At 61.3% G+C, this 25,105-nt stretch carries 26 protein-coding genes; 20 read left to right on the forward strand and 6 right to left on the reverse strand.

From position 1 onward, the window contains the following. Positions 1 to 87: 87 nt before the first annotated feature. Positions 88 to 1,608, reverse strand: a complete 1,521-nt coding sequence (locus NR126_RS14010) for an aldehyde dehydrogenase family protein (RefSeq protein ID WP_027617739.1) — start codon at positions 1,606 to 1,608, stop codon at positions 88 to 90. A gap of 301 nt (positions 1,609 to 1,909) precedes the next feature. Here NR126_RS14010 and NR126_RS14015 point away from each other — a divergent pair, with 301 nt between their 5' ends. From NR126_RS14015 to NR126_RS14030, 4 genes are all read left to right on the forward strand, one after another. Further along, complete coding sequence (locus tag NR126_RS14015) at positions 1,910 to 3,820, forward strand: sigma-54-dependent Fis family transcriptional regulator (protein ID WP_105754424.1); 1,911 nt, start codon at positions 1,910 to 1,912, stop codon at positions 3,818 to 3,820. An 88-nt stretch (positions 3,821 to 3,908) separates the two neighbouring features. Continuing rightward, the gene (gene mpl, locus NR126_RS14020) at positions 3,909 to 5,258 is read left to right on the forward strand and encodes a UDP-N-acetylmuramate:L-alanyl-gamma-D-glutamyl-meso-diaminopimelate ligase (protein WP_105754425.1); all 1,350 of its coding nucleotides are present in this window, start codon (positions 3,909 to 3,911) and stop codon (positions 5,256 to 5,258) included. After that, entirely contained in the window at positions 5,255 to 5,887 is a 633-nt protein-coding gene (gene ubiX, locus NR126_RS14025; RefSeq protein WP_027617742.1) for a flavin prenyltransferase UbiX, read from the forward strand. Before mpl ends, ubiX begins: the two co-directional genes overlap by 4 nt. Then, positions 5,880 to 6,164, forward strand: a complete 285-nt coding sequence (locus tag NR126_RS14030; protein WP_027617743.1) for a YceK/YidQ family lipoprotein — start codon at positions 5,880 to 5,882, stop codon at positions 6,162 to 6,164. The genes ubiX and NR126_RS14030 overlap by 8 nt, the downstream gene beginning before the upstream one ends. A 3-nt stretch (positions 6,165 to 6,167) precedes the next feature. On the opposite strand, the gene NR126_RS14035 is transcribed toward NR126_RS14030, so the two are convergent. The 3 genes from NR126_RS14035 to NR126_RS14045 all read right to left on the reverse strand — a co-directional run bounded on the left by NR126_RS14035 (position 6,168) and on the right by NR126_RS14045 (position 9,114). Continuing rightward, positions 6,168 to 6,809 (reverse strand): oxidoreductase, encoded by a 642-nt coding sequence (locus NR126_RS14035; RefSeq protein WP_027617744.1) that lies wholly within the window; start codon positions 6,807 to 6,809, stop codon positions 6,168 to 6,170. A gap of 27 nt (positions 6,810 to 6,836) precedes the next feature. Beyond that, positions 6,837 to 8,555 (reverse strand): C13 family peptidase, encoded by a 1,719-nt coding sequence (locus NR126_RS14040; RefSeq protein ID WP_027617745.1) that lies wholly within the window; start codon positions 8,553 to 8,555, stop codon positions 6,837 to 6,839. 103 nt (positions 8,556 to 8,658) lie between these two features. Next, a complete protein-coding gene (locus NR126_RS14045; RefSeq protein ID WP_027617746.1) occupies positions 8,659 to 9,114 on the reverse strand; it encodes a MaoC family dehydratase in 456 nt (151 codons plus the stop codon). Positions 9,115 to 9,297: 183 nt separating this feature from the next. Here NR126_RS14045 and NR126_RS14050 point away from each other — a divergent pair, with 183 nt between their 5' ends. From NR126_RS14050 to NR126_RS14065, 4 genes are all read left to right on the forward strand, one after another. Beyond that, the gene (locus NR126_RS14050; protein ID WP_027617747.1) at positions 9,298 to 9,660 is read left to right on the forward strand and encodes a CidA/LrgA family protein; all 363 of its coding nucleotides are present in this window, start codon (positions 9,298 to 9,300) and stop codon (positions 9,658 to 9,660) included. Next, a complete protein-coding gene (locus tag NR126_RS14055) occupies positions 9,657 to 10,373 on the forward strand; it encodes an LrgB family protein (protein ID WP_105754426.1) in 717 nt (238 codons plus the stop codon). Before NR126_RS14050 ends, NR126_RS14055 begins: the two co-directional genes overlap by 4 nt. Positions 10,374 to 10,383: 10 nt before the next feature. Further along, positions 10,384 to 10,974, forward strand: a complete 591-nt coding sequence (locus NR126_RS14060) for an LON peptidase substrate-binding domain-containing protein (RefSeq protein WP_105754427.1) — start codon at positions 10,384 to 10,386, stop codon at positions 10,972 to 10,974. Between the two features lie 118 nt (positions 10,975 to 11,092). Continuing rightward, on the forward strand, positions 11,093 to 11,254 hold the full coding sequence (locus tag NR126_RS14065; protein WP_256830470.1) for a hypothetical protein: 162 nt from the start codon (positions 11,093 to 11,095) through the stop codon (positions 11,252 to 11,254). Between the two features lie 85 nt (positions 11,255 to 11,339). On the opposite strand, the gene NR126_RS14070 is transcribed toward NR126_RS14065, so the two are convergent. Together NR126_RS14070 and NR126_RS14075 are read right to left on the reverse strand one after the other, a co-directional pair. After that, positions 11,340 to 12,656, reverse strand: coding sequence for a bifunctional DedA family/phosphatase PAP2 family protein (locus tag NR126_RS14070; protein WP_256830471.1), 1,317 nt, complete (start codon positions 12,654 to 12,656; stop codon positions 11,340 to 11,342). A gap of 43 nt (positions 12,657 to 12,699) precedes the next feature. Next, positions 12,700 to 13,383: a DNA-3-methyladenine glycosylase gene (locus NR126_RS14075; protein WP_256830472.1), complete on the reverse strand. Its 684-nt coding sequence runs from the start codon at positions 13,381 to 13,383 to the stop codon at positions 12,700 to 12,702. A gap of 174 nt (positions 13,384 to 13,557) precedes the next feature. On the opposite strand from NR126_RS14075, the gene NR126_RS14080 reads away from it, so the two are divergent. From NR126_RS14080 to lipA, 12 genes are all read left to right on the forward strand, one after another. Continuing rightward, the gene (locus NR126_RS14080) at positions 13,558 to 14,829 is read left to right on the forward strand and encodes a glutamate-5-semialdehyde dehydrogenase (RefSeq protein WP_027617752.1); all 1,272 of its coding nucleotides are present in this window, start codon (positions 13,558 to 13,560) and stop codon (positions 14,827 to 14,829) included. Beyond that, positions 14,798 to 15,511, forward strand: a complete 714-nt coding sequence (gene nadD, locus NR126_RS14085; RefSeq protein WP_033866063.1) for a nicotinate-nucleotide adenylyltransferase — start codon at positions 14,798 to 14,800, stop codon at positions 15,509 to 15,511. The genes NR126_RS14080 and nadD overlap by 32 nt, the downstream gene beginning before the upstream one ends. Before the next feature lie 72 nt (positions 15,512 to 15,583). After that, a complete protein-coding gene (rsfS, locus tag NR126_RS14090) occupies positions 15,584 to 16,078 on the forward strand; it encodes a ribosome silencing factor (RefSeq protein WP_027617754.1) in 495 nt (164 codons plus the stop codon). A gap of 9 nt (positions 16,079 to 16,087) precedes the next feature. After that, positions 16,088 to 16,555: a 23S rRNA (pseudouridine(1915)-N(3))-methyltransferase RlmH gene (rlmH, locus tag NR126_RS14095; protein ID WP_003185785.1), complete on the forward strand. Its 468-nt coding sequence runs from the start codon at positions 16,088 to 16,090 to the stop codon at positions 16,553 to 16,555. Between the two features lie 10 nt (positions 16,556 to 16,565). Next, a complete protein-coding gene (mrdA, locus tag NR126_RS14100; RefSeq protein ID WP_027617755.1) occupies positions 16,566 to 18,461 on the forward strand; it encodes a penicillin-binding protein 2 in 1,896 nt (631 codons plus the stop codon). 31 nt (positions 18,462 to 18,492) lie between these two features. Beyond that, positions 18,493 to 19,596 carry a rod shape-determining protein RodA gene (gene rodA / locus NR126_RS14105; protein ID WP_051550489.1) on the forward strand — a complete coding sequence of 368 codons (1,104 nt, stop codon included), beginning with the start codon at positions 18,493 to 18,495 and terminating at the stop codon, positions 19,594 to 19,596. A gap of 17 nt (positions 19,597 to 19,613) precedes the next feature. Further along, a complete protein-coding gene (gene mltB, locus NR126_RS14110) occupies positions 19,614 to 20,624 on the forward strand; it encodes a lytic murein transglycosylase B (protein ID WP_027617757.1) in 1,011 nt (336 codons plus the stop codon). Next, positions 20,624 to 21,634, forward strand: a complete 1,011-nt coding sequence (locus NR126_RS14115; protein ID WP_027617758.1) for a septal ring lytic transglycosylase RlpA family protein — start codon at positions 20,624 to 20,626, stop codon at positions 21,632 to 21,634. Before mltB ends, NR126_RS14115 begins: the two co-directional genes overlap by 1 nt. A gap of 183 nt (positions 21,635 to 21,817) precedes the next feature. Beyond that, positions 21,818 to 22,975: a D-alanyl-D-alanine carboxypeptidase family protein gene (locus NR126_RS14120; protein WP_027617759.1), complete on the forward strand. Its 1,158-nt coding sequence runs from the start codon at positions 21,818 to 21,820 to the stop codon at positions 22,973 to 22,975. Between the two features lie 80 nt (positions 22,976 to 23,055). Beyond that, on the forward strand, positions 23,056 to 23,331 hold the full coding sequence (locus NR126_RS14125; RefSeq protein WP_027617760.1) for a DUF493 domain-containing protein: 276 nt from the start codon (positions 23,056 to 23,058) through the stop codon (positions 23,329 to 23,331). After that, on the forward strand, positions 23,331 to 23,978 hold the full coding sequence (lipB, locus tag NR126_RS14130; RefSeq protein WP_027617761.1) for a lipoyl(octanoyl) transferase LipB: 648 nt from the start codon (positions 23,331 to 23,333) through the stop codon (positions 23,976 to 23,978). The genes NR126_RS14125 and lipB overlap by 1 nt, the downstream gene beginning before the upstream one ends. Before the next feature lies 1 nt (position 23,979). Further along, positions 23,980 to 25,002 (forward strand): lipoyl synthase, encoded by a 1,023-nt coding sequence (lipA, locus tag NR126_RS14135; protein ID WP_027617762.1) that lies wholly within the window; start codon positions 23,980 to 23,982, stop codon positions 25,000 to 25,002. The last annotated feature ends 103 nt before the right edge of the window (positions 25,003 to 25,105 follow it).

Here is a 25,105-nt window from a genome sequence, read left to right on the forward strand (position 1 = left end):
CGGGTGAACGGCGAAGTCGATGCAAAAATAAGCGGTGACGCGGACAGCGAAGCGCCTCCCGGCGACCGAAGTCGCCGGGAGGGTCAATCAGAAGAAGCCCAGTGGGTTGATGTCGTAGCTCACCAGCAGGTTTTTGGTTTGCTGGTAGTGGTCGAGCATCATTTTGTGGGTTTCGCGGCCGACGCCGGACTTCTTGTAGCCACCGAATGCGGCGTGCGCCGGGTACAGGTGGTAGCAGTTGGTCCAGACGCGACCAGCCTTGATCGCGCGGCCCATGCGGTAAGCGCGGTTGATGTCGCGGGTCCAGAGGCCGGCGCCAAGGCCGAACTCGGTGTCGTTGGCGATGGCCAGGGCTTCGGCTTCGTCCTTGAAGGTGGTGATGCTGACCACCGGGCCAAAGATTTCTTCCTGGAACACGCGCATTTTGTTGGTGCCCTTGAGCAGCGTTGGCTGGATGTAGTATCCGCTCGCCAGGTTGCCTTCGAGTTTTTCCACCTTGCCGCCGGTCAGCAGCTCCGCGCCTTCGCCCTTGGCGATTTCCAGGTACGAAAGGATCTTGTCGAATTGCTGCTCCGAGGCCTGGGCGCCGACCATGGTGTCGGTGTCCAGCGGGTCGCCGCGTTTGATCTGCAGGACTTTCTTCATCACCACTTGCATGAATTCGTCGTAGATCGATTCCTGTACCAGCGCACGGGACGGGCAGGTGCAGACTTCGCCCTGGTTGAAGAACGCCAGCACCAGGCCTTCAGCGGCTTTCTCGATGAAGCTCGGCTCGGCCTTCATGATGTCTTCGAAGAAGATGTTCGGCGATTTGCCGCCCAGCTCCACAGTGGACGGAATGATGTTTTCCGCTGCGCACTTCATGATGTGCGAGCCCACCGGAGTCGAGCCGGTAAAGGCAATTTTGGCAATACGCTTGCTGGTGGCCAGGGCTTCACCGGCTTCGCGGCCGAACCCTTGCACCACGTTCAGCACGCCCGGCGGCAGCAGGTCGCCAATCAGCTCCATCAGTACGGTGATGCCCAGCGGAGTTTGCTCGGCCGGTTTGAGTACCACGCAGTTACCGGCGGCCAGGGCTGGTGCGAGCTTCCAGGCGGCCATCAGGATCGGGAAGTTCCACGGGATGATCTGCCCGACAACGCCCAGCGGTTCGTGAATGTGATAGGCCACGGTGTTGCCGTCGATTTCCGCGGCACTGCCTTCCTGCGCGCGCAGGCAGCCGGCGAAGTAGCGGAAATGGTCGGCGGCCAGCGGAATGTCGGCGTTCAGGGTTTCGCGCACGGCCTTGCCGTTGTCCCAGCTTTCGGTGATTGCCAGGGTTTCCAGATTCTGTTCGATACGATCAGCGATTTTCAGCAGGATCAGCGAGCGCGCCTGGACAGAAGTGCTGCCCCAGGCATCGGCGGCTGCGTGGGCAGCGTCCAGGGCTTTTTCGATGTCTTCAGCCGTGGAGCGGGGGAACTCGGCAATCGGTTGGCCGTTCACCGGCGAGGTGTTGGTGAAGTACTGACCTTTGACCGGCGCGACAAATTCGCCACCGATGTAGTTACCGTATTTGCTCTTGAACGAAACGATTGCACCTTCGGTACCGGGGTGAGCGTAACGCATGATGAGTGTCTCCTTGGCTTTTGTGCTTATAAGGGAGTACGCGCGGTAAGCGCTTGTACAAGCCTAGAGCAAAGGTCGGGCCAGTGCCGTCCAGGTCTTGTAAATCAAGGGGTTGGCAGGTTTTTCTCAATGGATTCGGTGAGGCTTGTGACAGATGCGGTACAGCGGGTGTGACACTTTGTACCGCTTATGGCACACAGTGTGACCGGCCGGTCTCGTCGCCATTGCAATGCGCCGATGGCTGGGGGATGCTGGGCGTCCACAGGCCAGGTTCGCCGCACCCCCTGGAGCAGAATAAGAAATGCACAACAACCATTTGAGTCGCCATGCCCAGCAGGTGTTGACCGTTACCCAGGGCAAACACCAATTGCAGGGGCCGGGCAGTGATCCGTCGATCGCCCGTTCCTGGCTGCGCTGCCTTGAGGATTACCATCTCGATCCGGCGTTGAACATGGCCCCTACGGTGCTGGAACACGGCCGTGTGCTGGAGAGTCGCGAGCGCCTGCAACAGGTGCTGCACATCGCTGGCGGCGAAATGACCAGCCTGCATCAGCAATTGTCCGGTGCCGGCCATGCGGTGCTGCTGACCGATGCTCGCGGGGTGATTCTCAACTGTGTCACCGCGCCCACCGAGCGGCGCATTTTCGAACGTGCGGGGCTGTGGTTGGGCGCCGACTGGAGCGAGGCCTGCGAAGGTACCAACGGCATCGGTACGTGCCTGGTGGAACGCCAGGCCCTGACCATTCATCAGGATGAACACTTTCGCGGCCGGCACACCGGCCTGACCTGTTCCGCCAGTCCGGTGTTCGATCCCCATGGCGAATTGCTGGCGGTGCTCGACGTCTCATCGGCGCGCCACGACGTTTCCCGGCAAAGCCAGTTCCACACCATGGCGCTGGTCAACCTCTCGGCGAAAATGATCGAGAGCTGCTATTTCCTGCGACATTTCGAAAATCAGTGGCTGTTGCGCTTCCACCTGCAGGCGGAATCGGTGGGGTTGTTCAGTGAAGGCTTGCTGGCGTTCGACGGCGAAGGGCGGATCAGTGCGGTCAATCAGAGTGCGTTGAACCTGTTGGGGCACATTCGTGGCGGTCTGGTGGGCAAGCCGGTGGATAACTTTTTCGACTGTTCGCTGGACGAACTGCTGTCCCGCGCCAGCGTTAACGCCAGCGCCAGTTGGCCGCTGCGGACCCGCGACGGGCGCGGATTGTTTGCCGTACTGCGCGGCCAGGCGCGCAGTGTGCCGGTGCCGCTGGTGCCTGCGCGGAAAATCGAGGAGCGGCCACCCCTGGCCGGCATTTGCCTGGGTGACGAAGGGCTGCAGGCGGACTTCCGTAAAGCGCTGCGGGTGTTCGAGCGTGATGTGCCGCTGTTGATCAATGGCGAAACCGGCTCCGGCAAGGAGGCGTTCGCCAAGGCGGTGCACCAGGCCAGCCAGCGCGCGGACAAGGCATTCGTCGCACTCAATTGCGCGGCGATCCCGGAAAGTCTGATCGAAAGCGAGCTGTTTGGTTATCGCGGCGGCAGTTTTACCGGCGCACGCAAGGAAGGCATGCGCGGCAAGTTGCAACAGGCCGATGGCGGCACCTTGTTCCTCGACGAGATTGGCGACATGCCGCTGGCCCTGCAAACCCGCCTGCTGCGGGTGCTCGAGGATCGGCTGGTGGTGCCCATTGGCGGCGAACCGCAGGCGGTCAACGTGCGAATCATCAGCGCCACCCACCGTAATCTGCTCGATCGTGTGCAGGATGGCGGTTTCCGCGAGGATCTGTACTACCGGCTCAATGGTCTGGAAGTGGCCTTGCCGGCACTACGCGAACGCAGCGACAAATCGCAGCTGCTGGATTTTCTCCTGTCAGAAGAAGCCGGCGACGAGGCGGTACAGATTGCCGAACCGGCGCGGCAGGCCTTGCTGGCGTTTGCCTGGCCGGGAAACGTGCGGCAGTTGCGCAATGTTCTGCGCACCCTGGCCGCCTTGTGTGAGGATGGCAGCATCGGCCTGGATGACCTGCCGGCGATGATTCGCCAGTCGCGGCCGCAGATGAGCAGTGCGCCGCCATTGACCGATTTTCCGCTGGATGACGCCGAGCGCCTGGCCCTGCTCAATGCCCTTGAGCAGCAGCGCTGGCACATGACCCATACCGCCGAGCAACTGGGCATCAGCCGCAATACCCTCTATCGCAAGCTGCGCAAACACGCGATCGCCCGCTAGTTGCTCGGACACGCCGCGTCCGCTCAGCTAAAGGGTGCGAATTTCCCCACCCTACGCTAACCTGCCTCGATGTTTTACGAGGTTGACTATGCACATTCATATCCTGGGTATCTGCGGCACTTTCATGGGCTCGATGGCGGTTCTGGCCAAAGAGCTGGGCCATCGCGTGACCGGTTCCGACGCCAACGTCTATCCGCCGATGAGTACTCAACTGCAAGCGCAGGGCATTGAGCTGACGCAAGGCTACGACCCGGCCCAGCTCGATCCGGCCCCGGACCTGGTGGTGATCGGCAACGCCATGTCCCGTGGCAACCCGGCCGTCGAATACGTCCTGAACAAGGGCCTGCCCTATGTTTCCGGTCCACAATGGCTGGCTGACCACGTGCTGCAAGGCCGCTGGGTGCTGGCGGTGGCGGGTACCCACGGGAAAACCACTACCAGCAGCATGCTGGCCTGGGTCCTGGAACACGCCGGCATGAGCCCGGGCTTCCTGATCGGTGGCGTGCCACAGAATTTCTCGGTGTCGGCCCGCCTGGGTGACACACCGTTCTTCGTCATCGAAGCCGATGAATATGACAGCGCGTTCTTCGACAAGCGCTCGAAGTTCGTCCATTACCGTCCGCGCACCGCGATTCTCAATAACCTTGAGTTCGATCACGCGGACATCTTCCCCGATTTGCCGGCCATCGAGCGGCAATTCCATCACTTGGTGCGCACCATCCCGAGTGAAGGCCTGGTGATTCATCCGACCACCGAACCGGCGCTGCAGCGGGTCATCGAAATGGGTTGCTGGACCCCGGTGCAAACCACCGGCGCCGGCGGCCAGTGGCAGGTCAAGCTGCTCAGCGAGGACGGCTCGCGCTTCGAAGTCATGTTCGAGGGCGTCGCCCAGGGCGTGGTGGAGTGGGACATGACCGGCCAGCACAATGTGGCCAACGCCTTGGCGACCTTGGCGGCAGCGCGACACGTGGGCGTGGTCCCGAGCATGGGGATCGCTGCCCTGAGCGCATTTAAGAGTGTGAAACGGCGCATGGAAGTGGTGGCCCAGGTCAACGGGATCACCATCTACGACGACTTTGCCCACCACCCGACAGCGATTGCCACCACCCTCGATGGCCTGCGCAAGCGCATTGGCGATGCGCCGCTGATCGCGATCATTGAGCCGCGCTCCAACTCGATGAAGCTCGGCGCGCACCGTGACGGCCTGCCGGAAAGTGTGGTCGATGCCGATCAGGTGATCTGGTACGCGCCAGCCAACCTCGGCTGGGACTTGGCGGCGACCGCAGCCCTGTGCACGGTGCCGTCGATTGTCAGTGACTCGCTGGAAGGCATCATTGAGCGGGTCAAGAGCCAGGCGCAGCCCGGCACCCACGTGGTGATCATGAGCAACGGCGGCTTCGGCGGCCTGCATGGCAAACTCGCCGAGGCGCTCAAATGAACAACGGTCCGGATCGCATCACCCTGGCAATGACCGGCGCTTCTGGCGCGCAGTACGGTTTGCGCCTGCTCGATTGCCTGGTGCGGGAGGACCGTGAGGTGCATTTCCTAATCTCCAAGGCCGCGCAACTGGTGATGGCCACCGAGACCGACGTCAGCCTGCCACCCAAGCCGCAGATGATGCAGGCCTTTCTCACCGAGTACACCGGCGCGGTTGCCGGGCAGATTCGTGTGTATGGCAAGGAGGACTGGATGTCGCCGGTGGCCTCGGGCTCCGGTTCGCCAGCGGCAATGGTGGTGGTGCCCTGTTCGACAGGGACTCTGGCGGCAATTGCGGCAGGGGCGTGCAACAACCTGATCGAGCGAGCCGCCGACGTCACCCTGAAGGAGCGCCGGCAGTTGATTCTGGTGCCTCGCGAAGCACCTTACTCGAGCATTCACCTGGAAAACATGCTCAAGCTGTCGAACATGGGCGTGACCATTTTGCCGGCGTCGCCCGGGTTCTATCATCAGCCGCAGACCATCGATGATTTGGTGGACTTTGTCGTGGCGCGGATTCTCAATCTGTTGAATATCCCGCAAGACATGCTGCCACGCTGGGGCGAGCACCATTTGAGCAGCGATGAATAAGCTGCTGGTCGCGCTGCTGGCCTTGCAACTGGCCGGCTGCGCCACGGTGCGTACCCTCGATGCTGCTCAGCCGGGCGCACCGGTGGTGTATTCGGGAACGCGTCTGGACCTGTATGCCATGCAAGGGGGCTGTTGCGCCAAGGACCGCTTCGGCGCTGAAGCGCCGAGCTACCCGGGTGTCGATTTGCCTGCCAGTGCCTTGCTCGACACCCTGCTGTTGCCACTGTCGTTGCTGACAGTGCTGGGTGTCGGCTTTCAGGCAACCGGCGGTTTGTAGCGGTTATTTGCCGAGCTTGCGCAGTTCGTCCGATTCGACAATTCGCACCCCATCCTGTTCTTCCAGCGCCAAGCGCCACATGGCACGGGCCAGTTGGCAGGCCTCGATGCCGCGGTATTTGCCGGGGATCAGCCTGGAGAGTGGGCCGGCGAATTGCTCAGCAAGCCGTGGTTCCAGGCGCTCGCCCAGCAACAGCGAAGGTCGGCAGATGGTCAGTTGTGGCCAATCCTGAGCGCGCAGAGCCTGTTCCATTTCGCCCTTGACGCGGTTGTAGAACACCGATGATTTCGGATCGGCACCAATCGCGCTGATCACGATCAGATGCCGCGCGCCCATTTCCCGCGCACGTTTGGAGAAAGCCACCACCATGTCCAGGTCGACTGCACGGAATGCTTGTTCGGAGCCGGCTTGCTTGATGGTCGTGCCCAGGCAGCAGTAGGCGATGTCCACCCGGCCACTGAGCTGCGGCAGGAACTCGGCCGGTGCGCCGACCGGGTTTTCCAGGTGCGGATGTTCCGCCAGCGGCCGGCGCGAGGGCGCCAATACGCGACTGATGGTGGGCTCGTTGAGCAGTCGGTCGAGCAGATGTTCACCGGTCAGGCCGGTGGCTCCAGCGAGCAGTACGTGCTGAGGCGTCAAGTACATAGTGTTTCTCCCTTGATACTGTTCAGCTTAGTTGCTCTTTGTTTCCTTGCTGTCCAGCGCGGCACTTTGCAGCGCTTTTCGCGCTTGTTGCTTGCGCAGTGCCTGCCAGCGCGCCAGTACTCCCTTGGGCGCCCATATCTGTGGTTCGGAGGCTTCGAAGTTGTCCGCCAGCTCACGCTCGGCGACCGTGGCCTTGGCCAGCTTGAAGGCCTGCTCCAGGTCATCGGTCTGGTTCAGGGCCTGGGCGAACAGAGCGTCGCCGAAATAAGTGAAGTCGGCCTCCTCGGAGCAACCGAACGACACGCGGTCACCCCGTGAGGCGGTCATGATCAGGGTCCGCTCGTCTTTGAGGGCGGGAATGAAGCCGCCGGAGTAGCAGGCTGAAATCACGATGATCTTGTCGCGGTTCTTCAACGGTGCCAGCACGCTTGCCAGTTCATCGGCGGGCAGGTCTGCCAGTTCCATGCGCGGTTGGTCGAGCACCAGTTCGTGCTCCGCCGTGCCATGACTGGTCAGGTAGATGAACAGCAGGTCTTCCGGGCCGCTGCGCTCGGCCAGGGTCAGGGCCGCCCGTCGCAGGTTCTCGCGGGTGGCCATGGGCCGGTCGCCGGAATGATCGCGATGATTGACCAGGCGAATCTGTCCATAAGCGCCGAACCGGCTGGACAGCATGTTGCTGACGTAGTCGGACTCACGGAGGAATACGCTCTGTTTGCCATCACCGCCGAGGGTCAGGCTGTACAACTCCACCGCAGGTGTTGACGGCGGTACGTTGGCCAATGCCTCTTCCAACAGTCGACCCTGGGCCAGCAAGCCCAGTTCGAGGGTGTCTGGAAGTAGTTTTCCATCGGCGTCGCGTACCCGCTGGCCGTTGATCCAGTGGCCGCTTTGCACTGTGCCGTCGGTCAGCACCAGGGTGCCCTGGCCCTGATAGCTGTCGTTGTCGAACTGGCCGATATAGAAGCTGCCGTCGGGCAGGTTGAGGCGGCCCTGGCCGCTGAAGCGCCAGTCGCTGAAGTGACCGATGTAGTGACTGTTGTCGGCACCGATCAATTCGCCCTTGCCGCTCAACGCGCCTTCCTTGAACGCGCCGATCCAGACGTCACCGTCGGCGTTTTCATAGCGTCCTTTACCGTGCAGCTGGTTTTGCTTGAAACCACCGACATAGCTGTCGCCCTCGGCGCTGTTGAAGCTGCCGACACCGTCCAGTTGGCCGTTGACGAAATGCCCGCTGAATTGATTGCCGCTGGCATCGCTGCGCTGCCCCTCGCCATTGGGCTGGCCGTGGGCGAATTGCCCCTGGTACTGGCTGCCGTCTTCGAGTTCAAGGCGGCCCAGTCCGGAATACTGGTCGGATTTGAACTCGCCACGGTAGGTCATGCCGTGTTCCTTGAGCGTGCCTTCACCGTCGCGGCGCCCCAGTTTGAAGCTGCCGGTGTAATTGCTATCACCGGTGCTCAGGGTGCCCTGGCCATGAAACAGGCCTTGCTGGAAGCCGCCGCGATAGAGTTCGCCGTTGCTGCCGTGCCATTCACCCTGGCCGTGCCACTGGCCCTTGTCGAACTGACCGGCGTACCAACTGCCATTGGGGTAATCGATGCGCCCCTGGCCTTGCAGCAAGCCGTCGACCAGTTCACCGCGATACCGCCCGCCATCGGGCAGGCGTGCGTCTGGTGGCAACAGCGATTCGCCATCGCCACACGCAGTGAGCAATAGGGTCAGGGCAAGGGGTGCAAGTGAGCGCATAACGGGATCCGGGCAATTAGGCGACCGAGTATGCCGCAGCTATATGCCTGATAAATAGAGACGCGGTGCGAAACAGCGAGAACTGCTTCGCATCCGGCCGGGGTTACACGAATGCCAGCGACAGAGGCTCGGCAATGTAGGCAGGTTTTTCCTCGCCTTCGATTTCCAGGGTGGTGGTGGCCTTGAGCAGCCATTGACCGGGTTTCTTCTCGGTAGCGTCGGTCAATTCGACTTTGAGCCGGACCTTGGAGCCGACCTTGACCGGCTGGATGAAACGCACGCTGTCCAGGCCGTAGTTGACCACCATCTTCAAGCCTTCTGGTACCACCAGAATGTCTTCCATCAACTTGGGAATCAGCGACAGTGTCAGGAAGCCGTGGGCGATGGTGCTGCCAAACGGTGTCTGGGCCGCTTTCACCGGATCAACGTGGATGAACTGAAAGTCCCCCGTGGCTTCAGCGAACAGATTGATTCGCTCCTGGTCGATGGTCAGCCACTCGGAGTGTCCGAGTTCCTTGCCGACATAATCTTTGATCTGTGCAACGGCAACAAAGGGCATTGAGACTCTCCTTGATTCAACGATTTATAGTTTTTTTTGAAAGGACCGCCAACCACCTTAGATCATCATGGCGTGCTGTGCCGGTCAACCTCCCATACCTTTGGCGAATACCCATGCATAGCGGATGCCATGCTTATAATGGCCGGTCCGCTTGTGGGGAGTGGGTTTTGCTGGAGATCACTCATGTTGCTTCGTGGCCTGACCTGGCTGGTGCTGTTCCAATTGCTGGGCACGGCGCTCAATCACTTGCTGTTGCCGATACTGCCGGGGCCCATCATCGGTTTGCTCCTTCTGCTGGGCTTCTTGATTGTGCGTGGCGAAGTCGGTGAGCCATTGAGCCTGGCCGCTGGCAGCCTGTTGCGTTACCTGCCGTTGTTGCTGGTGCCGCCCGCCGTTGGGGTGATGGTGTATGCCGCCGATATCGCGGCGGACTTCTGGGCGATCGTCGGTGCGCTGGTGCTGTCGCTGTTGCTGTCGATGGCCTTTGTCGGGGTGTTGATGCAGCGATTGGTCAAGCGCCAGGCGCGGCAGGAGGAACAGCCATGATGTTCGACTGGCAGGGGGCATTGGCGGCAGTGATCCATCATCCACTGTTCGGCATTGGCATCACCCTGGGCGCCTATCAACTGGTGCTGGCGGCGTTCGAGAAGACTCGCTGGATTTTCCTGCAGCCGGTGCTGGTGTCGATGTTGCTGGTGATCGGCGTGTTGCTGGTATGCGGTCTCACTTACGCCGAGTACCGTAAAAGCACCGAAATCCTCAGTATTCTGCTGGGGCCGGCCACTGTGGCGCTGGCGGTTCCGCTTTACCTCAACTTGCGACGTATTCGCCAACTGTTCTGGCCGATTTTTACTACGCTGGTGATAGGTGGCGTGGTGGCAACCGGCCTGTGTGTGCTGCTGGGCTGGTGGTTCGGCGCCGAGCACATGATCCTGATGACTATGGCGCCGAAATCGGTGACGTCGCCTATTGCGATGCTGGTGGCCGAGCAGATTGGCGGTGTCGCGGCACTGGCGGCAGTGTTCGTGCTGATTACCGGGGTGCTCGGGGCGATTTTCGGCCCGGCGCTGTTGACGTGTCTCGGGGTGCATGGCCCGGAGGCCCGTGGCATGGCCCTGGGCATGACCGCACATGCGGTGGGCACTTCGGTGGCCCTGCAGGAAAGTGACGAGTGCGGTGCATTTGCCGCGCTGGCGATGAGTCTGATGGGTGTGGCCACGGCCGTGTTGTTGCCGTTGGCGGTATCGATGGTGGTTTAAGGACATGTCTATGAGCCTGGCGCTGTTTCCGCTGAACACCGTGCTGTTTCCCGGTTGCGTCCTCGATTTGCAGATTTTCGAGGCGCGTTACCTGGACATGATCAGTCGCTGCATGAAACAGGGCGCAGGCTTTGGCGTGGTGTGCATTCTCGAAGGCGACGAAGTGGGGCTCGCCCCTGAAGGCTATGCCCTGATCGGCTGTGAAGCACGGATTACCGATTTTCAGCAGCAGGACAACGGTCTGCTGGGGATCCGCGTCGCGGGCGGGCGGCGCTTCAAGGTGTTGCGTACTGAGGTGCAGCGCGATCAACTGCTGGTCGCCGAGGTCGAGTGGCTGGAGGACGAGCCCGAGCAACCGCTGCAAGAGGAAGATGACGACCTTGTGGCCTTGCTCAAGGCCCTGGCCGAGCATCCGATGGTGGTGGCCTTGAACATGGGCACCGAGGCGAACGGCCAGCAGTCCCTGGCCAATCAGTTGGCGTACCTGTTGCCGTTCTCGGAGCTGGACAAGATCGACCTGCTGCAGCTCGATGATCCGCAGCAACGCCTGGATGCCATTCAGGCTTTGCTTGATGAGTTGCAGGGCGAACTGTTTGCCTGAGTAACAATTGGCAAGGCTTGAGTCAGCTAGCCAGCATTGTGAAGGGGGGACGAATTATTTAGTTTCTCGGGGCGTCACACGAAGTGGCCAATTTCATTATCTAAAAGGAATTTAAATCATGACTATTTTCGTATCCGAGCGAGCAGCATGGGAAGCTGCTGCAGTGGGCTACATGCTGAAAAATGCCAGTCTCGGGCAGTCGTTCGAGCAAACGGCGATCACCGCAGGACTCTTGGCCGATGCGCTGATTCTGGAAATGCGTAAGCGTCAAAGTTCGTGATGCTGGTCAGTTGAACAGGTGTTGAAAAAGAACCCCGACCTCTCAGGTCGGGGTTTTTTGTCTGGGTACCGGAAAATTCAGGTGCTCAGTAGGCGTAGCGCAGCATGGTTTGCGGCAGGTGCCTCAACACGAAGAGCCCGAGCAGTCCAACCAGCGCCGGCAGGACGATCCACCAGACCTTGGGGTGCAGGGCGGACAGCGAAGTCTGGCGTTGACTGAACCACAGGCTGGCGGCACAGACACACGCTGCCAGCATCGCCCCCGCCAGTACATCCGTCGGCCAGTGCGCTCCCAGATACACCCGCGAAACAGAAATGGCCAACGCTGGCAGGCAGCCCAGCAGCAGCCAGGTCAGACGCATCCTGGGCGGTTGTCCGCGACCCGCCAAGACGGCCAGGGTCAGAAACAGTGCAAAAGAGCCCGAAGCGTGGCCACTGGGCATGCTGAAGGTGGTCAACGGCTCGCTGAGGACTTCAGGGCGGACGCGAGCGAAGAAGTGTTTGGTCAGGGTGTTGGCCAGCGCAGTGCACAGCAGCGTGCTGCCGGCGAATATGGCCTGGCGCCACTGCCGGGTGACCAGCAGTATCCCGACCAACAAGGCGCTGAACAGCAACATGTTGCGGAATTCACCAATCAGCGTGAAGACCACGGCGACTTCATCGAATGTCGGGTTACGGTGTTCCTGGACCAGGGTCATGACCCCTTGATCGAGGGCACTGAGGTGCGGGTAGCCAATGAACAATCCCGCCAGGATCAGAAAGCTCATGCCGGCGATAAGCATCGCGGCTTTGCGATGACTGCGCAGGCTGCTGTTGGCGCTCAGGCCGACCATGACCGCTACACTGGCTGCGACAATCCCGGCTTGCGGCCAGAAACCCTCGGGCAATGGCAGGCGAATGGCGGCTCCGGTGGCCCAGCCCGGCAGCAGGTAGGCGACGGCCCAGCCGGCCCCGGCCAGCAGGCTGACGGCGAAGAAACGCAGGAAGGGCATGTCGAACATCCCCGCGACCATCGGCAGCATCGGCCGTAGCGGGCCGATGAAGCGTCCGACCAACAGGCTGGCGATACCGTAGCGCTGGAAATAGGTCTCGGCGCTGCCAATCCACTCCGGGTGATGACGCAGGCCCGGCAGGCGGCGGATGTTCTGGTGAAAGTGGCGGCCGAGGAAGTACGACACCACATCGCCGAGGACGCCGCCGAGGAAGCCCAGCAACAGGGTTTCTCCCAGTGACAGTGCGCCACTGCCGGCCAGTACGGCCACTGCGAACAGCAGCACGGTGCCCGGCACGATCAGCCCGGCAATCGCCAGGCACTCAATACAGGCGACGATAAAGACCGCAGCGGCCAGCCACTGCGGGTTTGCCGTCAACCAGGCGGTCAGGCTGTCGAGCCATGGGCCCATAGGTTCAACTCCATCATTGTTCGTTGGCCCGCTCAGGGGAGAATTACAGCAGGTTGTAGTCGCGGCTTTCGACCTGGCCGCGGCGCAGAGGGTTCCGCGTGCAGTAGGGGGCGTAGTCGCTGTCGACGAAACGGTAGAGCAAGTGTTCGTCGCGTCCGTGAGGGATGCCCAGGCGGGTGGTCTGGATGACCTGGGTCGGCGGTCGGCCGAGGTCTTCGACCAGGAGTATGTCGTGGTCGAAGCGTTTCGCGTCCCAGACCGGTACCTTCAAACCCAGCGCCTTGCACAGCAAGGTCTGGCCGGCGCACAGGCGTTGCGAGGCCCGCGGCCGGCCGTTGGCGTCCGGATTGTTGAGCAGCATCTGCGCCAGGCTCGCCGGCCCTGACACTTCGTCGATCCAGGGATAGCCGGACTTGATCAGCACTGCGTTACCCGGGCCCTGGGCACTGAAGTTCAGCGAATCGCCGCCTCGGGCGTAATACATATAAATGTGCCCGCCATCCAGAAACAAAGCCTTACGTTTTTCTGTGTAGCCGAGGGAGGCATGACTGCCTTTTTCGTCGCAGTAATAGGCTTCGGTTTCAATAATTCGTGCCGAAAGCCACAAATCGCCGACCCGATGGCGGATGACTTTGCCCAGCAGCTCACAGGCCAGAAGCTGGGCGTCACGGTTGAAGAAGCTGTCTGGCAGGGCTTTGGGCTGCCGGTGGGCGGTCAGGATGGACATGGCGGCAGTTATGTCAGGGCGAAAGTGACGTAATGATAACAATCGCTGGCTTAATCCAGGCTGAAGACGGTCTATTTGCAGTCCATTTCGACCATCCGCCTGTCACCGCTGTTAGTAGGAGAGCGCGACAGCTATAATCTGCCGCTTTCCTATTTGCCAAGACCACACCAGACCATGACTGAGTCCGTTCTTGACTACATGACCCGCTTGGGTCGCGCTGCCCGCGACGCTTCCCGCGTGATCGGCCGTGCCAGCACTGGGCAGAAGAACCGCGCCCTGCAGGCTGCTGCCAATGCGCTGGACGCTGCTCGCGCCGAGCTATCTGCCGCCAACGAGCTGGACCTGGCCGCTGGCCGGGCCAACGGCCTGGAGCCGGCCATGCTCGAACGCCTGGCCCTGACCCCGGCACGCATCGACGGCATGATCGTCGGTTTGCGCCAGGTGGCAGCGTTGCCCGACCCGGTAGGTGCGATCCGCGACATGAGTTATCGGCCGTCAGGTATCCAGGTTGGCAAGATGCGCGTGCCGCTGGGTGTGGTCGGGATCATCTATGAGTCTCGTCCGAACGTGACCATCGACGCCGCCAGCCTGTGCCTGAAGTCGGGCAACGCGACCATCCTGCGCGGTGGTTCCGAGGCGATTCATTCCAATCGTGCGATTGCCGCCTGCATCCAGCGTGGCCTGGCCGAGGCCGGTTTGCCGGCGGCCGTGGTGCAAGTGGTCGAAACCACCGACCGTGCCGCAGTTGGCGCCCTGATCACCATGCCCGAGTACGTCGATGTGATCGTGCCGCGCGGTGGCAAGGGCCTGATCGAGCGCGTCAGTCGCGATGCCCGGGTGCCGGTGATCAAGCACCTGGACGGCATTTGTCACGTCTACGTCAGTGCCCACGCTGATCTCGACAAGGCGCGACGCATTGCTTTCAACGCCAAGACCTATCGGTATGGCATCTGCGGCGCCATGGAAACCCTGCTGGTGGATCAGGCCGTGGCCAAGGACTTCCTGCCGGCCATGGCTGCCCAGTTCCGCGAAAAGGGCGTCGAGCTGCGCGGTTGCGAGCGGACCCGGGCGATCATCGATGCCGTGGCCGCGACCGAGGAAGACTGGAGCACGGAATACCTTGCGCCGATCCTCTCGATTCTGGTGGTCGATGGCCTGGATCGGGCGATCGAGCACATCAATCACTATGGCTCGCACCACACCGACTCGATCGTCAGCGAACATCAGGGCGAAGCCCGGCGTTTTGTCGCCGAAGTCGACTCCGCCTCGGTGATGATCAACACCCCGACCTGCTTTGCCGATGGCTTCGAGTACGGATTGGGTGCCGAGATCGGCATTTCTACTGATAAGCTGCACGCCCGCGGCCCGGTGGGTCTCGAAGGCCTGACCTGCGAGAAGTACATTGTGGTCGGTGATGGCCAGTTGCGCGGCCAGGAGCCGGTCTGACTTGGGCGATCTCGACCCGACAGCCCCGGTGAGTCCCTCGGCACGGCGTATTGGCGTGCTCGGCGGGACATTCGACCCGGTGCACATCGGCCATTTGCGCGGCGCGCTGGAAGTGGCCGAGTCGTTGAACCTCGATGAGTTGCGCCTGACGCCCAGCGCCAGGCCACCGCATCGGGGTACGCCGCAGGTGTCGGCACTCGATCGTCTGGCGATGGTCGAGTGCGCGGTAGCAGGGGTTGTGCCCCTGGTGGTGGATGACCGCGAGCTCAAACGCGACAAGCCGTCCTACACTATCGATACCCTGGAGCTGATGCGTGCGGAGTTCGCCGCGGATGACCAGTTGTTTTTACTGTTGGGTTGGGACGCATTTTGCGGCCTGCCCACTTGGCATCGCTGGGAAGAGTTGCTCCAGCATTGCCACATCCTGGTGCTGCAACGCCCGGATGCCGACAGCGAACCGCCAGATGCCTTGCGCAACTTGCTGGCAGCGCGCTCGGTGAGCGACCCGCTGGCCCTCAAAGGGCCGAGCGGACAGATTGCATTCGTCTGGCAGACACCGCTCGCGGTATCCGCCACCCAGATCCGTCAACTGCTGGCCAGCGGTAAGTCGGTACGTTTCCTGGTGCCCGACGCGGTCCTGGCCTACATCGATGCGCACGGTCTGTACCGTGCGTCGAACTGAATAGGAGTGCTCAAGGCACGTGGCAACAACGTGTATTGAAGCGCCCGAACATACGAGCAAAACGAGTTTTATATGACTAACAAAGATGTATCGAAAGTAAAGCGCAAAGGCACCTTCAAGAGCGCGCCGCTGCCGGTTGAAGCACACACTGGTGAAGTGCTGGCTGGCGAAGCGCTGGTCAAGGTTGCCGTAGCCGCCCTGGAAGACGTCAAGGCCCAGGACATCCAGGTGATCGACGTTCGTGAAAAACAAAGCATCACCGACTTCATGATCATCGCCACCGGTACTTCCAACCGCCAGATCGGCGCGATGCTCGACAAGGTCCGTGAAGCCGTCAAAGCCCAGGGCGTCAAGCCATTGGGTGAAGAAGGCAAGGGCGACAGCGACTGGGTCCTGCTGGACATGGACGACGTCATCGTGCACATGATGACCGCCTCGGCCCGCCAGTTCTACGACCTGGAGCGCCTTTGGGCAGGTGCCGAGCAGAGTCGTTCGGCCAGCGCTGCGCATCACAGCCCGGAAAACCCGCACGAGCACTTCAACAAGCTCAACAAAGACCAGCTTTAAGGGTTCGCTGTGCGACTGCGCCTGATCGCCGTCGGTTCACGCATGCCCAAGTGGGTGGAAGAAGGCTGGCATGAATATGCCAAGCGTCTTCCGTCCGAGCTGGCGCTGGAACTGGTGGAAATACCGCTCAATACCCGTGGCAAGAATGCTGACGTGGCGCGTTTCATTCGCCAGGAAGGCGAAGCGATGTTGGCCAAGGTCGGCCCCAACGAACGCATCGTCACGCTGGAAGTCCATGGCAAGCCGTGGAGCACCGAGCAACTGGCGGTGGAACTCGATCGCTGGCGCCTGGACTCGCGTACCGTGAACTTCATGGTCGGCGGCCCCGAGGGGTTGGCGCCGGAAGTCTGCGCGCGGGCCGATCAGCGCTGGTCGCTGTCGCCGCTGACCTTGCCCCATCCGCTGGTGCGAATCCTCATCGGCGAACAGCTGTACCGTGCCTGGACAGTCCTGTCCGGTCACCCTTACCACAAGTAACCCTGCGCTCATGTCCCAACCGATTCGCATCAAGGACCACGAAAAAGACGCCCGTCTGGTGCGTGGCCGCGTCGTGTTCGGGGCAATTGCAGTGGTGCTGCTGATCGGCGTGCTGATCGCGCGTTTGTATTTCCTGCAGGTGATCCAGTACGAGTATCACTCGACTCTGTCGGAGAACAACCGCGTCCACGTTCAGCCGATTCCGCCGACCCGCGGCCTGATCTTCGACCGTAACGGCGTAGTGATTGCCGACAACCGGCCCAGTTTCAGCCTGAGCATGACCCGAGAACGTTCCGGTGATTGGCAGCAAGTGCTCGACGTGATCGTCGAAGTGCTGCAGCTGACGCCCGAGGATCGGGTGATCTTTGAAAAACGCATGCGTCAGGGGCGGCGACCCTTCGAGCCGGTGCCGATCCTGTTCGAGTTGACCGAAGAGCAGATTGCCCGGATTGCGGTGAATCAGTTCCGCCTGCCGGGTGTCGAGGTGGTTGCGCAACTGGTGCGCCATTACCCGCAGGGCGCGCACTTTGCGCACTCGGTGGGCTACATGGGGCGGATCAACGAGAAAGAGCTGAAGACCCTCGATCCGGTGAACTACAGCGGTACCCACCACATCGGCAAGACCGGCATCGAACGCTTCTACGAGCCGCAATTGCACGGTCAGGTCGGCTACGAAGAAGTCGAAACCAACGCTCGCGGCCGCGTGCTGCGGGTGCTCAAGCGCACCGATCCGATTCCCGGCAAGGACATCATCCTGAGCCTCGACATTAAACTGCAGGAGGCCGCCGAAGCGGCTCTCGGCGGGCGTCGTGGCGCGGTGGTGGCGATGGATCCGAACACCGGCGAAGTGCTGGCGATGGTCAGTCAGCCGAGTTTCGATCCGAACCTGTTTGTCACCGGCATCAGCTTCAAGGCTTACGCCGAGTTGCGCGATTCCATCGACCGGCCTCTGTTCAACCGAGTCCTGCGCGGGCTGTATCCGCCAGGCTCGACCATCAAGCCGGCGGTGGCGATTGCCGGCCTGGATTCCGGGGTTGTCACCGCGACCTCGCGGGTATTCGACCCGGGCTACTACCAACTGCCCAATTACGATCACAAGTACCGTAACTGGAACCGCACCGGTGACGGCTTTGTCGACCTCGACACGGCGATCATGCGCTCCAACGACACCTACTTCTACGACTTGGCGCACAAGCTGGGGATCGACCGACTGTCGGCCTACATGACCAAGTTCGGCATCGGCCAGAAGGTCTCGCTGGACATGTTCGAAGAGTCGCCCGGTCTCATGCCTTCGCGCGAATGGAAGCGGGCCACCCGGCGTCAGGCCTGGTTCCCTGGCGAAACCCTGATCCTCGGGATCGGCCAGGGCTACATGCAGTCGACACCGCTGCAATTGGCCCAGGCCACGGCGCTGGTCGCCAACAAGGGCAAGTGGAACCGGCCGCACCTGGCCAAGTCGATCGAGGGCGAGAAGCCGGTGGATGAGAATCCGATGCCGGATATCGTCCTGCGTGATCCGGCGGACTGGACCCGAGTCAACCATGGCATGCAGCAGGTCATGCACGGCGCCCGGGGTACCGCGCGCAAGGCGTCGATTGGCGCGCAGTACCGGATCGCCGGCAAGTCGGGTACGGCTCAGGTAGTGGCGATCAAGCAGGGCGAGAAGTACGACCGCTCCAAGGTTCAGGAGCGGCATCGTGACCACGCGTTGTTCGTAGGATTTGCCCCGGCCGACAACCCGAAAATTGTCGTTTCGGTGATGGTCGAGAACGGTGAGTCCGGTTCCGGTGTCGCTGCGCCGGTGGTGCGCCAGGTGATGGATGCCTGGCTGCTGGACCAGGACGGTCGACTCAAGCCTGAATTTGCCAGCCCCAATTCCGCGGAGGCTACGGCCCGTGAAGAGTAATTTTGATCGCATTCTCTCCAGCGAGGATGTGATGCGTCGCCGAGCGACGTTATTGCAGCGCATGCACATCGACGGCCCGCTGCTGATCCTGCTGTTGATCCTCGCGGCCGGCAGCCTGTTCGTGCTGTATTCGGCCAGCGGCAAGAGCTGGGACTTGCTGGCCAAACAGGCGACGTCGTTCGGCATCGGTCTGGTGTCGATGGTCATCATCGCCCAGTTCGAACCGCGTTTCATGGCGCGCTGGGTACCGTTGGGCTATGTGGTCGGCGTGCTGCTGTTGCTGGTGGTGGACATCATGGGCCACAACGCCATGGGCGCGACGCGCTGGATCAACATTCCCGGGGTGATCCGCTTCCAGCCCTCGGAGTTCATGAAGATCATCATGCCGGCGACCATCGCCTGGTACCTGTCCAAGCGCACTTTGCCGCCACAGCTCAAGCACGTCGGGGTCAGCCTGATTTTGATCGGCATCCCGTTCGCCCTGATCGTGCGCCAACCGGACCTCGGCACCTCGTTGCTGATTCTCGCCGGCGGCGCTTTCGTGCTGTTCATGGGCGGCTTGCGCTGGCGCTGGATTCTCAGTGTGCTGGCGGCCACGGTGCCGGTGGCGATCGCCATGTGGTTCTTCATCATGCATGACTACCAGAAGCAGCGGATCCTGACCTTCCTGGACCCGGAAAGCGACCCGCTGGGCACAGGTTGGAACATCATCCAATCCAAGGCCGCCATCGGCTCCGGCGGCGTGTTTGGCAAGGGCTGGCTGCTGGGCACTCAGTCGCACCTGGACTTCCTGCCGGAAAGCCACACCGACTTCATCATCGCGGTCATGGGCGAAGAGTTCGGGCTGGTGGGCATTTGCGCCTTGCTGCTGATCTATCTGCTGTTGATTGGTCGCGGGCTGGTGATTACCGCCCAGGCGCAGACGCTGTTCGGCAAGTTGCTGGCAGGTTCGCTGACCATGGTGTTTTTTGTTTATGTTTTCGTCAACATCGGTATGGTCAGTGGCCTGTTGCCGGTGGTGGGGGTGCCGTTGCCATTCATTAGTTACGGCGGAACTTCGCTGGTGACACTGCTGTCAGCGTTTGGGGTTTTGATGTCGATCCATACCCATCGTAAGTGGATCGCGCAGGTTTGAATAAGGTGAAGATTTCAATGCAAGTAATGCGTGGCTGGGCAACGCGATACGCTCCGTGGCTCGGCCTGGCAAGCATCCTTGGCAGCGCCCCGGCGGCGCTTGCCGGCGAATATGAGGGCTCGCCGCAAGTGGCTGAATTCGTCGGTGAAATGACCCGTGACTACGGCTTCGCTGGTGAACAGTTGATGGGCGTGTTCCGCGAGGCCGAGCGCAAGCAGTCGATTCTCGACGCGATCTCGCGCCCCGCTGAACGGGTCAAGCAATGGAAGGAATATCGTCCGATGTTCCTCACCGATGCACGCATCGCCCGCGGCGTCGACTTCTGGCGCCAGCACGAAGCCGTATTGGCGCGTGCCGAGCAGGAATACGGGGTGCCGGCCCAGGTAATCGTCGCAATCATCGGAGTTGAGACCTTTTTCGGCCGCAATACTGGCAATTACCGGGTAATCGACGCCCTGTCGACCCTGGGTTTCGACTACCCTCCACGGGCCGAGTTTTTCCGCAAGGAGCTGCGTGAATTCCTGCTGCTGGCCCGTGAAGAGCAGGTTGATCCGTTGACGTTGAAAGGCTCCTACGCCGGTGCCATGGGCTTGCCGCAGTTCATGCCGAGCAGCTTCCGCGCCTATGCGGTGGATTTCGACGGGGATGGCCACATCAATATCTGGACCAACGCCGACGACGCCATCGGCAGCGTCGCCAGTTATTTCAAACGCCATGGCTGGGAGGCCGGGCAGCCGGTGGTCAGTCGCGCCGATGTGCGTGGCGAGCAGGTCGACGAGGGCTTGACCACCGGGATCGAACCGACGAAAACCGTCGGGGAGTTGCGAGCGCTGGGCTGGTCGAGTCATGATGCGCTGCGCGACGACATGCCGGTGACGGCGTTTCGTCTGGAAGGTGACAATGGCCCGGAATACTGGATGGGCTTGAAGAATTTTTATGCAATCACGCGTTATAACCGCAGCGTGATGTACGCCATGGCCGTACATCAGTTGTCTGAACAGCTGGTCCAAGCACGGGGCGTCAAGTAATGCTGGCATCGCCAATCCACAAACCCCTGAAGCTGGTGGCTTTTGCCGCGCTGTCGATGCTGATCGTCAGTTGCTCGACCAGCCGTGCGCCGCAACCGAAGGCACCGACCGTTGTCCGCGCCACCCCGGGGCTGGATATCAACCGGGCCCACAAGGACGGTGCGCCGTGGTGGGACGTCGATGTGTCGCGGATTCCCGACGCCACCCCGACCTTGCACACCGGCAACTACAAGGCTAACCCCTACACCGTGCTGGGCAAGACCTATTACCCGATGCCCGAGTCCAAGCGCTATGTCGAAACCGGCACGGCCTCCTGGTACGGCACCAAGTTTCATGGCCAGAACACTGCCAATGGCGAGGTGTATGACCTGTACGGCATGAGCGCCGCACACAAGACCCTGCCGCTGCCGGCCTATGTCCGCGTGACCAACCTGGACAACAAGCGCACGGTGATCCTGCGGGTCAACGACCGTGGGCCGTTCTATTCCGACCGGATCATCGACTTGTCCTATGCTGCCGCGAAAAAACTCGGTTATGCCGAGACCGGCACCGCGCGGGTCAAGGTCGAGGGCATCGACCCGCAAGAGTGGTGGGCTGCCAAGGGGCGCCCGGCGCCATTGATGCTCAATGAGCCGCAGGTCGCGCAAAACAGCGGTCCGGTGATCACTGCATCGACTGGCAAGGTCGAGCAATGGACCCCGCCGCCGCAGCAACATGCCGCCGCTGTCGTGCCGATCCAGGTCAATGCAAAAAAAAACGCTTCTGTAGCAGCCTCTGGCCAGTATCTGCAGGTGGGCGCGTTCGCCAACCCGGACGCTGCCGAACTCCTGAGGTCGAAGCTCAGCGGTATGGTGAGCGCTCCGGTGTTCATCAGTTCTATCGTGCGCAATCAGCAGACCCTGCACCGGGTTCGCCTGGGGCCGATCGGCTCGCAGGGTGAAATTGCGCAAGTGCAAAACAGCGTGCGCCTGGCCAATCTCGGTTCGCCGAGCCTGGTGACGGCCGAGTAAGCAGTACCCGTATCAAGGTTCGCTCGCGGTATTGGGGGGAGGACCTGAGTTGTTGGCTCGATGTACAACAAAAGCCCGGCAAGGGTCAGTGAGTGAACAACTGAACACGCGATAACCCGTTAGAAGGTTGTCTGATTAGTTTTGCCCGCAAGGGCAGTTTCCATTAGCGATTTCGAGAGACGGATGAACATCACCACCTTTGCCAAACGCCTGTGCCTGCTAGTCCCGCTGCTTCTCTCTCCCGCCGCGTTCGCGGTCGAGATGATGCCGTCGCCACCTCAACTGGCCGCCAAGTCCTACGTGCTCATGGACGCCAGCAGTGGCAATGTGCTGGTCGAGAACAACGGTGACCAGCGCCTGCCGCCTGCCAGTCTGACCAAGCTGATGACCGCGTACATTGCGACCCTGGAGATCCGTCGCGGGCAGATCGGTGAAAACGACCCAGTGACCGTCAGCGAAAACGCCTGGCGTACCGGTGGTTCGCGGATGTTCATCAAGGTTGGCTCGCAGGTGACTGTCAGCGACCTGCTGCACGGCATCATCATCCAGTCGGGTAACGACGCCAGCGTTGCGCTCTCTGAGCACATCGCCGGCAGCGAAGACGCCTTCGCCGACATGATGAACAAAACCGTCGGCGACCTGGGCATGACCAACAGCCACTTCATGAACCCGACCGGCTTGCCGAACCCTGAGCACTACTCGTCGGCTCACGACATGGCTGTGCTGGCGCGCGCGATCATCCACGAAGACCCGGCTCACTACGCGATCTACTCGCAGAAAGAGTTCTTCTGGAACGGCATCAAGCAACCGAACCGCAACCTGCTGCTGTGGCGTGACAAGACTGTCGACGGTCTGAAAACCGGTCACACTGACGAAGCTGGCTACTGCATGGTGTCCTCGGCGGTACGTGATGGCATGCGCCTGATCGCCGTGGTGTTCGGTACCAATAGCGAATCGGCACGCGCCGCTGAAACCCAGAAGCTGCTGACCTACGGTTTCCGTTTCTTCGAAACCCAGACCTTCTATCAGAAAGGCACCGAACTGGCCCAGGCTCCTGTCTGGAAAGGCACCACCAATCAGGTCAAGGCTGGCCTGGCTGACGACCTGACCATGACCCTGCCAAAAGGCCAGCTGAAAAAGCTCGCGGCCAGCATGACCATGAACCCGCAACTGATGGCGCCAATCGCCAAGGGTGACGTGATCGGCAAGGTCGAAGTCAAACTGGATGACAAGGTGGTACACAGCGCCGACCTGATCGCGCTGGACGCGGTCGAGGAAGGTGGTATCTTCCGCCGCATGTGGGATAGCATCCGTCTATTCTTCTACGGTTTGTTCAACTGATTCAGTGTTGACCTGCATGGCCCTGCTCCTACCCGGAGCGGGGCCATGCTCGTTGGCACGGCTTACGAGGCCGTTACGCCATGAGCGATACCGAAGTAAAGGCGCCAAAGATCGAATTTCCTGTCACGGATTACCCGGTTAAGGTGATCAGCGATACCGGTGCGGGCAACAAGGACAAGATCATCGAGATCGTCAAGAAACACGCGACCATCAACGATGAGCGTGTCGATGAGCGTCAAAGCACCAACGGCAAGTACACCACCATTCAGTTGCACATCGTCGCGACCGATCAGGACCAGCTGTACAACATCAACAGCGACCTGCGAGCCACCGGCTTCGTGCACATGGTGCTGTGATGTCCGATCCGCTGGGCTTTCGCGAGCTCGGCCAGCTGGCGTACGAGCCGGTCTGGCAGGCCATGCAACGCTTCACCAACGAGCGCGGCAGCTCACGGGCCGATGAAATCTGGCTGGTGGAGCACCTGCCGGTGTTCACCCAGGGCCAGGCCGGCAAGGCCGAGCATCTGCTGCTCCCGGGTGATATTCCGGTGGTGCAGGCCGATCGCGGCGGGCAGGTGACCTATCACGGTCCCGGCCAGTTGGTCGCCTACCTGCTGCTGGATGTTCGCAAGCTCGGTTTTGGTGTGCGCGACCTGGTCAGCCGCATGGAACAGTGCTTGATCGAACTACTGGCCAGTTATGGCGTGACCGCCGTGGCCAAGCCGGATGCACCGGGGGTCTACGTCAACGGTGCGAAAATCGCTTCACTGGGACTGCGGATCCGCCACGGTTGTTCCTTTCATGGCCTGGCCTTGAACGTGGATATGGATCTTGAGCCGTTCCGACGGATTAACCCCTGTGGCTACGCCGGGTTGGCAATGACCCAGCTACGTGACCATACAGGACCGATTGAATTTGCCGAGGTAAGTGCCCGGCTGCGCGCGCAGCTCGTCAAACACCTCGACTATGCTGAGCAGACGACCCTAACGGGCGGAATCGACTGATATGACTACTGATGCAGTGCAAACCATGATCCCGACGCTGGATGTCACCGAGCGTCCGGCCCCGCGTGCCAAGGTAGAAGCCGGCGTCAAGCTGCGCGGCGCCGAGAAGGTTGCACGCATTCCGGTGAAGATCATTCCGACCACCGAACTGCCGAAGAAGCCGGACTGGATCCGCGTACGCATTCCGGTGTCGCCGGAAGTCGACCGCATCAAGGCGTTGCTGCGCAAGCACAAGCTGCACAGTGTCTGTGAAGAGGCGTCCTGCCCGAACCTGGGCGAGTGCTTCTCCGGTGGCACCGCGACCTTCATGATCATGGGTGACATCTGCACCCGTCGCTGCCCGTTCTGCGACGTGGGTCATGGTCGTCCGAAGCCACTGGACGTCAACGAGCCGGAAAGCCTGGCCATCGCCATCGCTGACCTGCGCCTGAAGTACGTGGTGATCACCTCGGTGGACCGCGACGACCTGCGTGACGGCGGCGCCCAGCACTTTGCCGACTGCATCCGCGAAATTCGCAAGCTGTCGCCGAATGTGCAGCTGGAAACCCTGGTGCCGGACTACCGTGGCCGGATGGACGTCGCATTGGCCATCACCGCTGCCGAGCCACCGGATGTGTTCAACCACAACCTGGAAACCGTACCGCGCCTGTATAAGGCTGCGCGTCCGGGCTCGGACTACCAGTGGTCGCTGACCCTGCTGCAGAAGTTCAAGCAGATGATGCCGCACATTCCGACCAAGTCCGGCTTGATGCTGGGTCTGGGCGAAACCGACGAAGAAGTCATCGAAGTCATGAAGCGCATGCGCGAGCACGACATCGACATGCTGACCCTGGGCCAGTACCTGCAGCCGTCCCGCAACCACTTGCCGGTGCAGCGCTTTGTCCACCCGGACACCTTCGCCTGGTTCGCCGAGGAAGGTTACAAGATGGGCTTCAAGAACGTCGCCTCTGGCCCGTTGGTACGTTCGTCGTACCACGCCGACGAGCAAGCCAAGCTGGTCAAGGCCGAGCTGATCGGTTCCTGATTGACGCTTGCTGAACAATACCCGCCGAGGCTTCGTTGCCCGGCGGGTATTTTTTTGCCCGCTATACGACAACCCCCCTACCTGCCAACGGAGCCTTTTGTTT

It is taken from the genome of Pseudomonas sp. Pse1, assembly GCF_024519635.1.
Lineage (GTDB): Bacteria > Pseudomonadota > Gammaproteobacteria > Pseudomonadales > Pseudomonadaceae > Aquipseudomonas.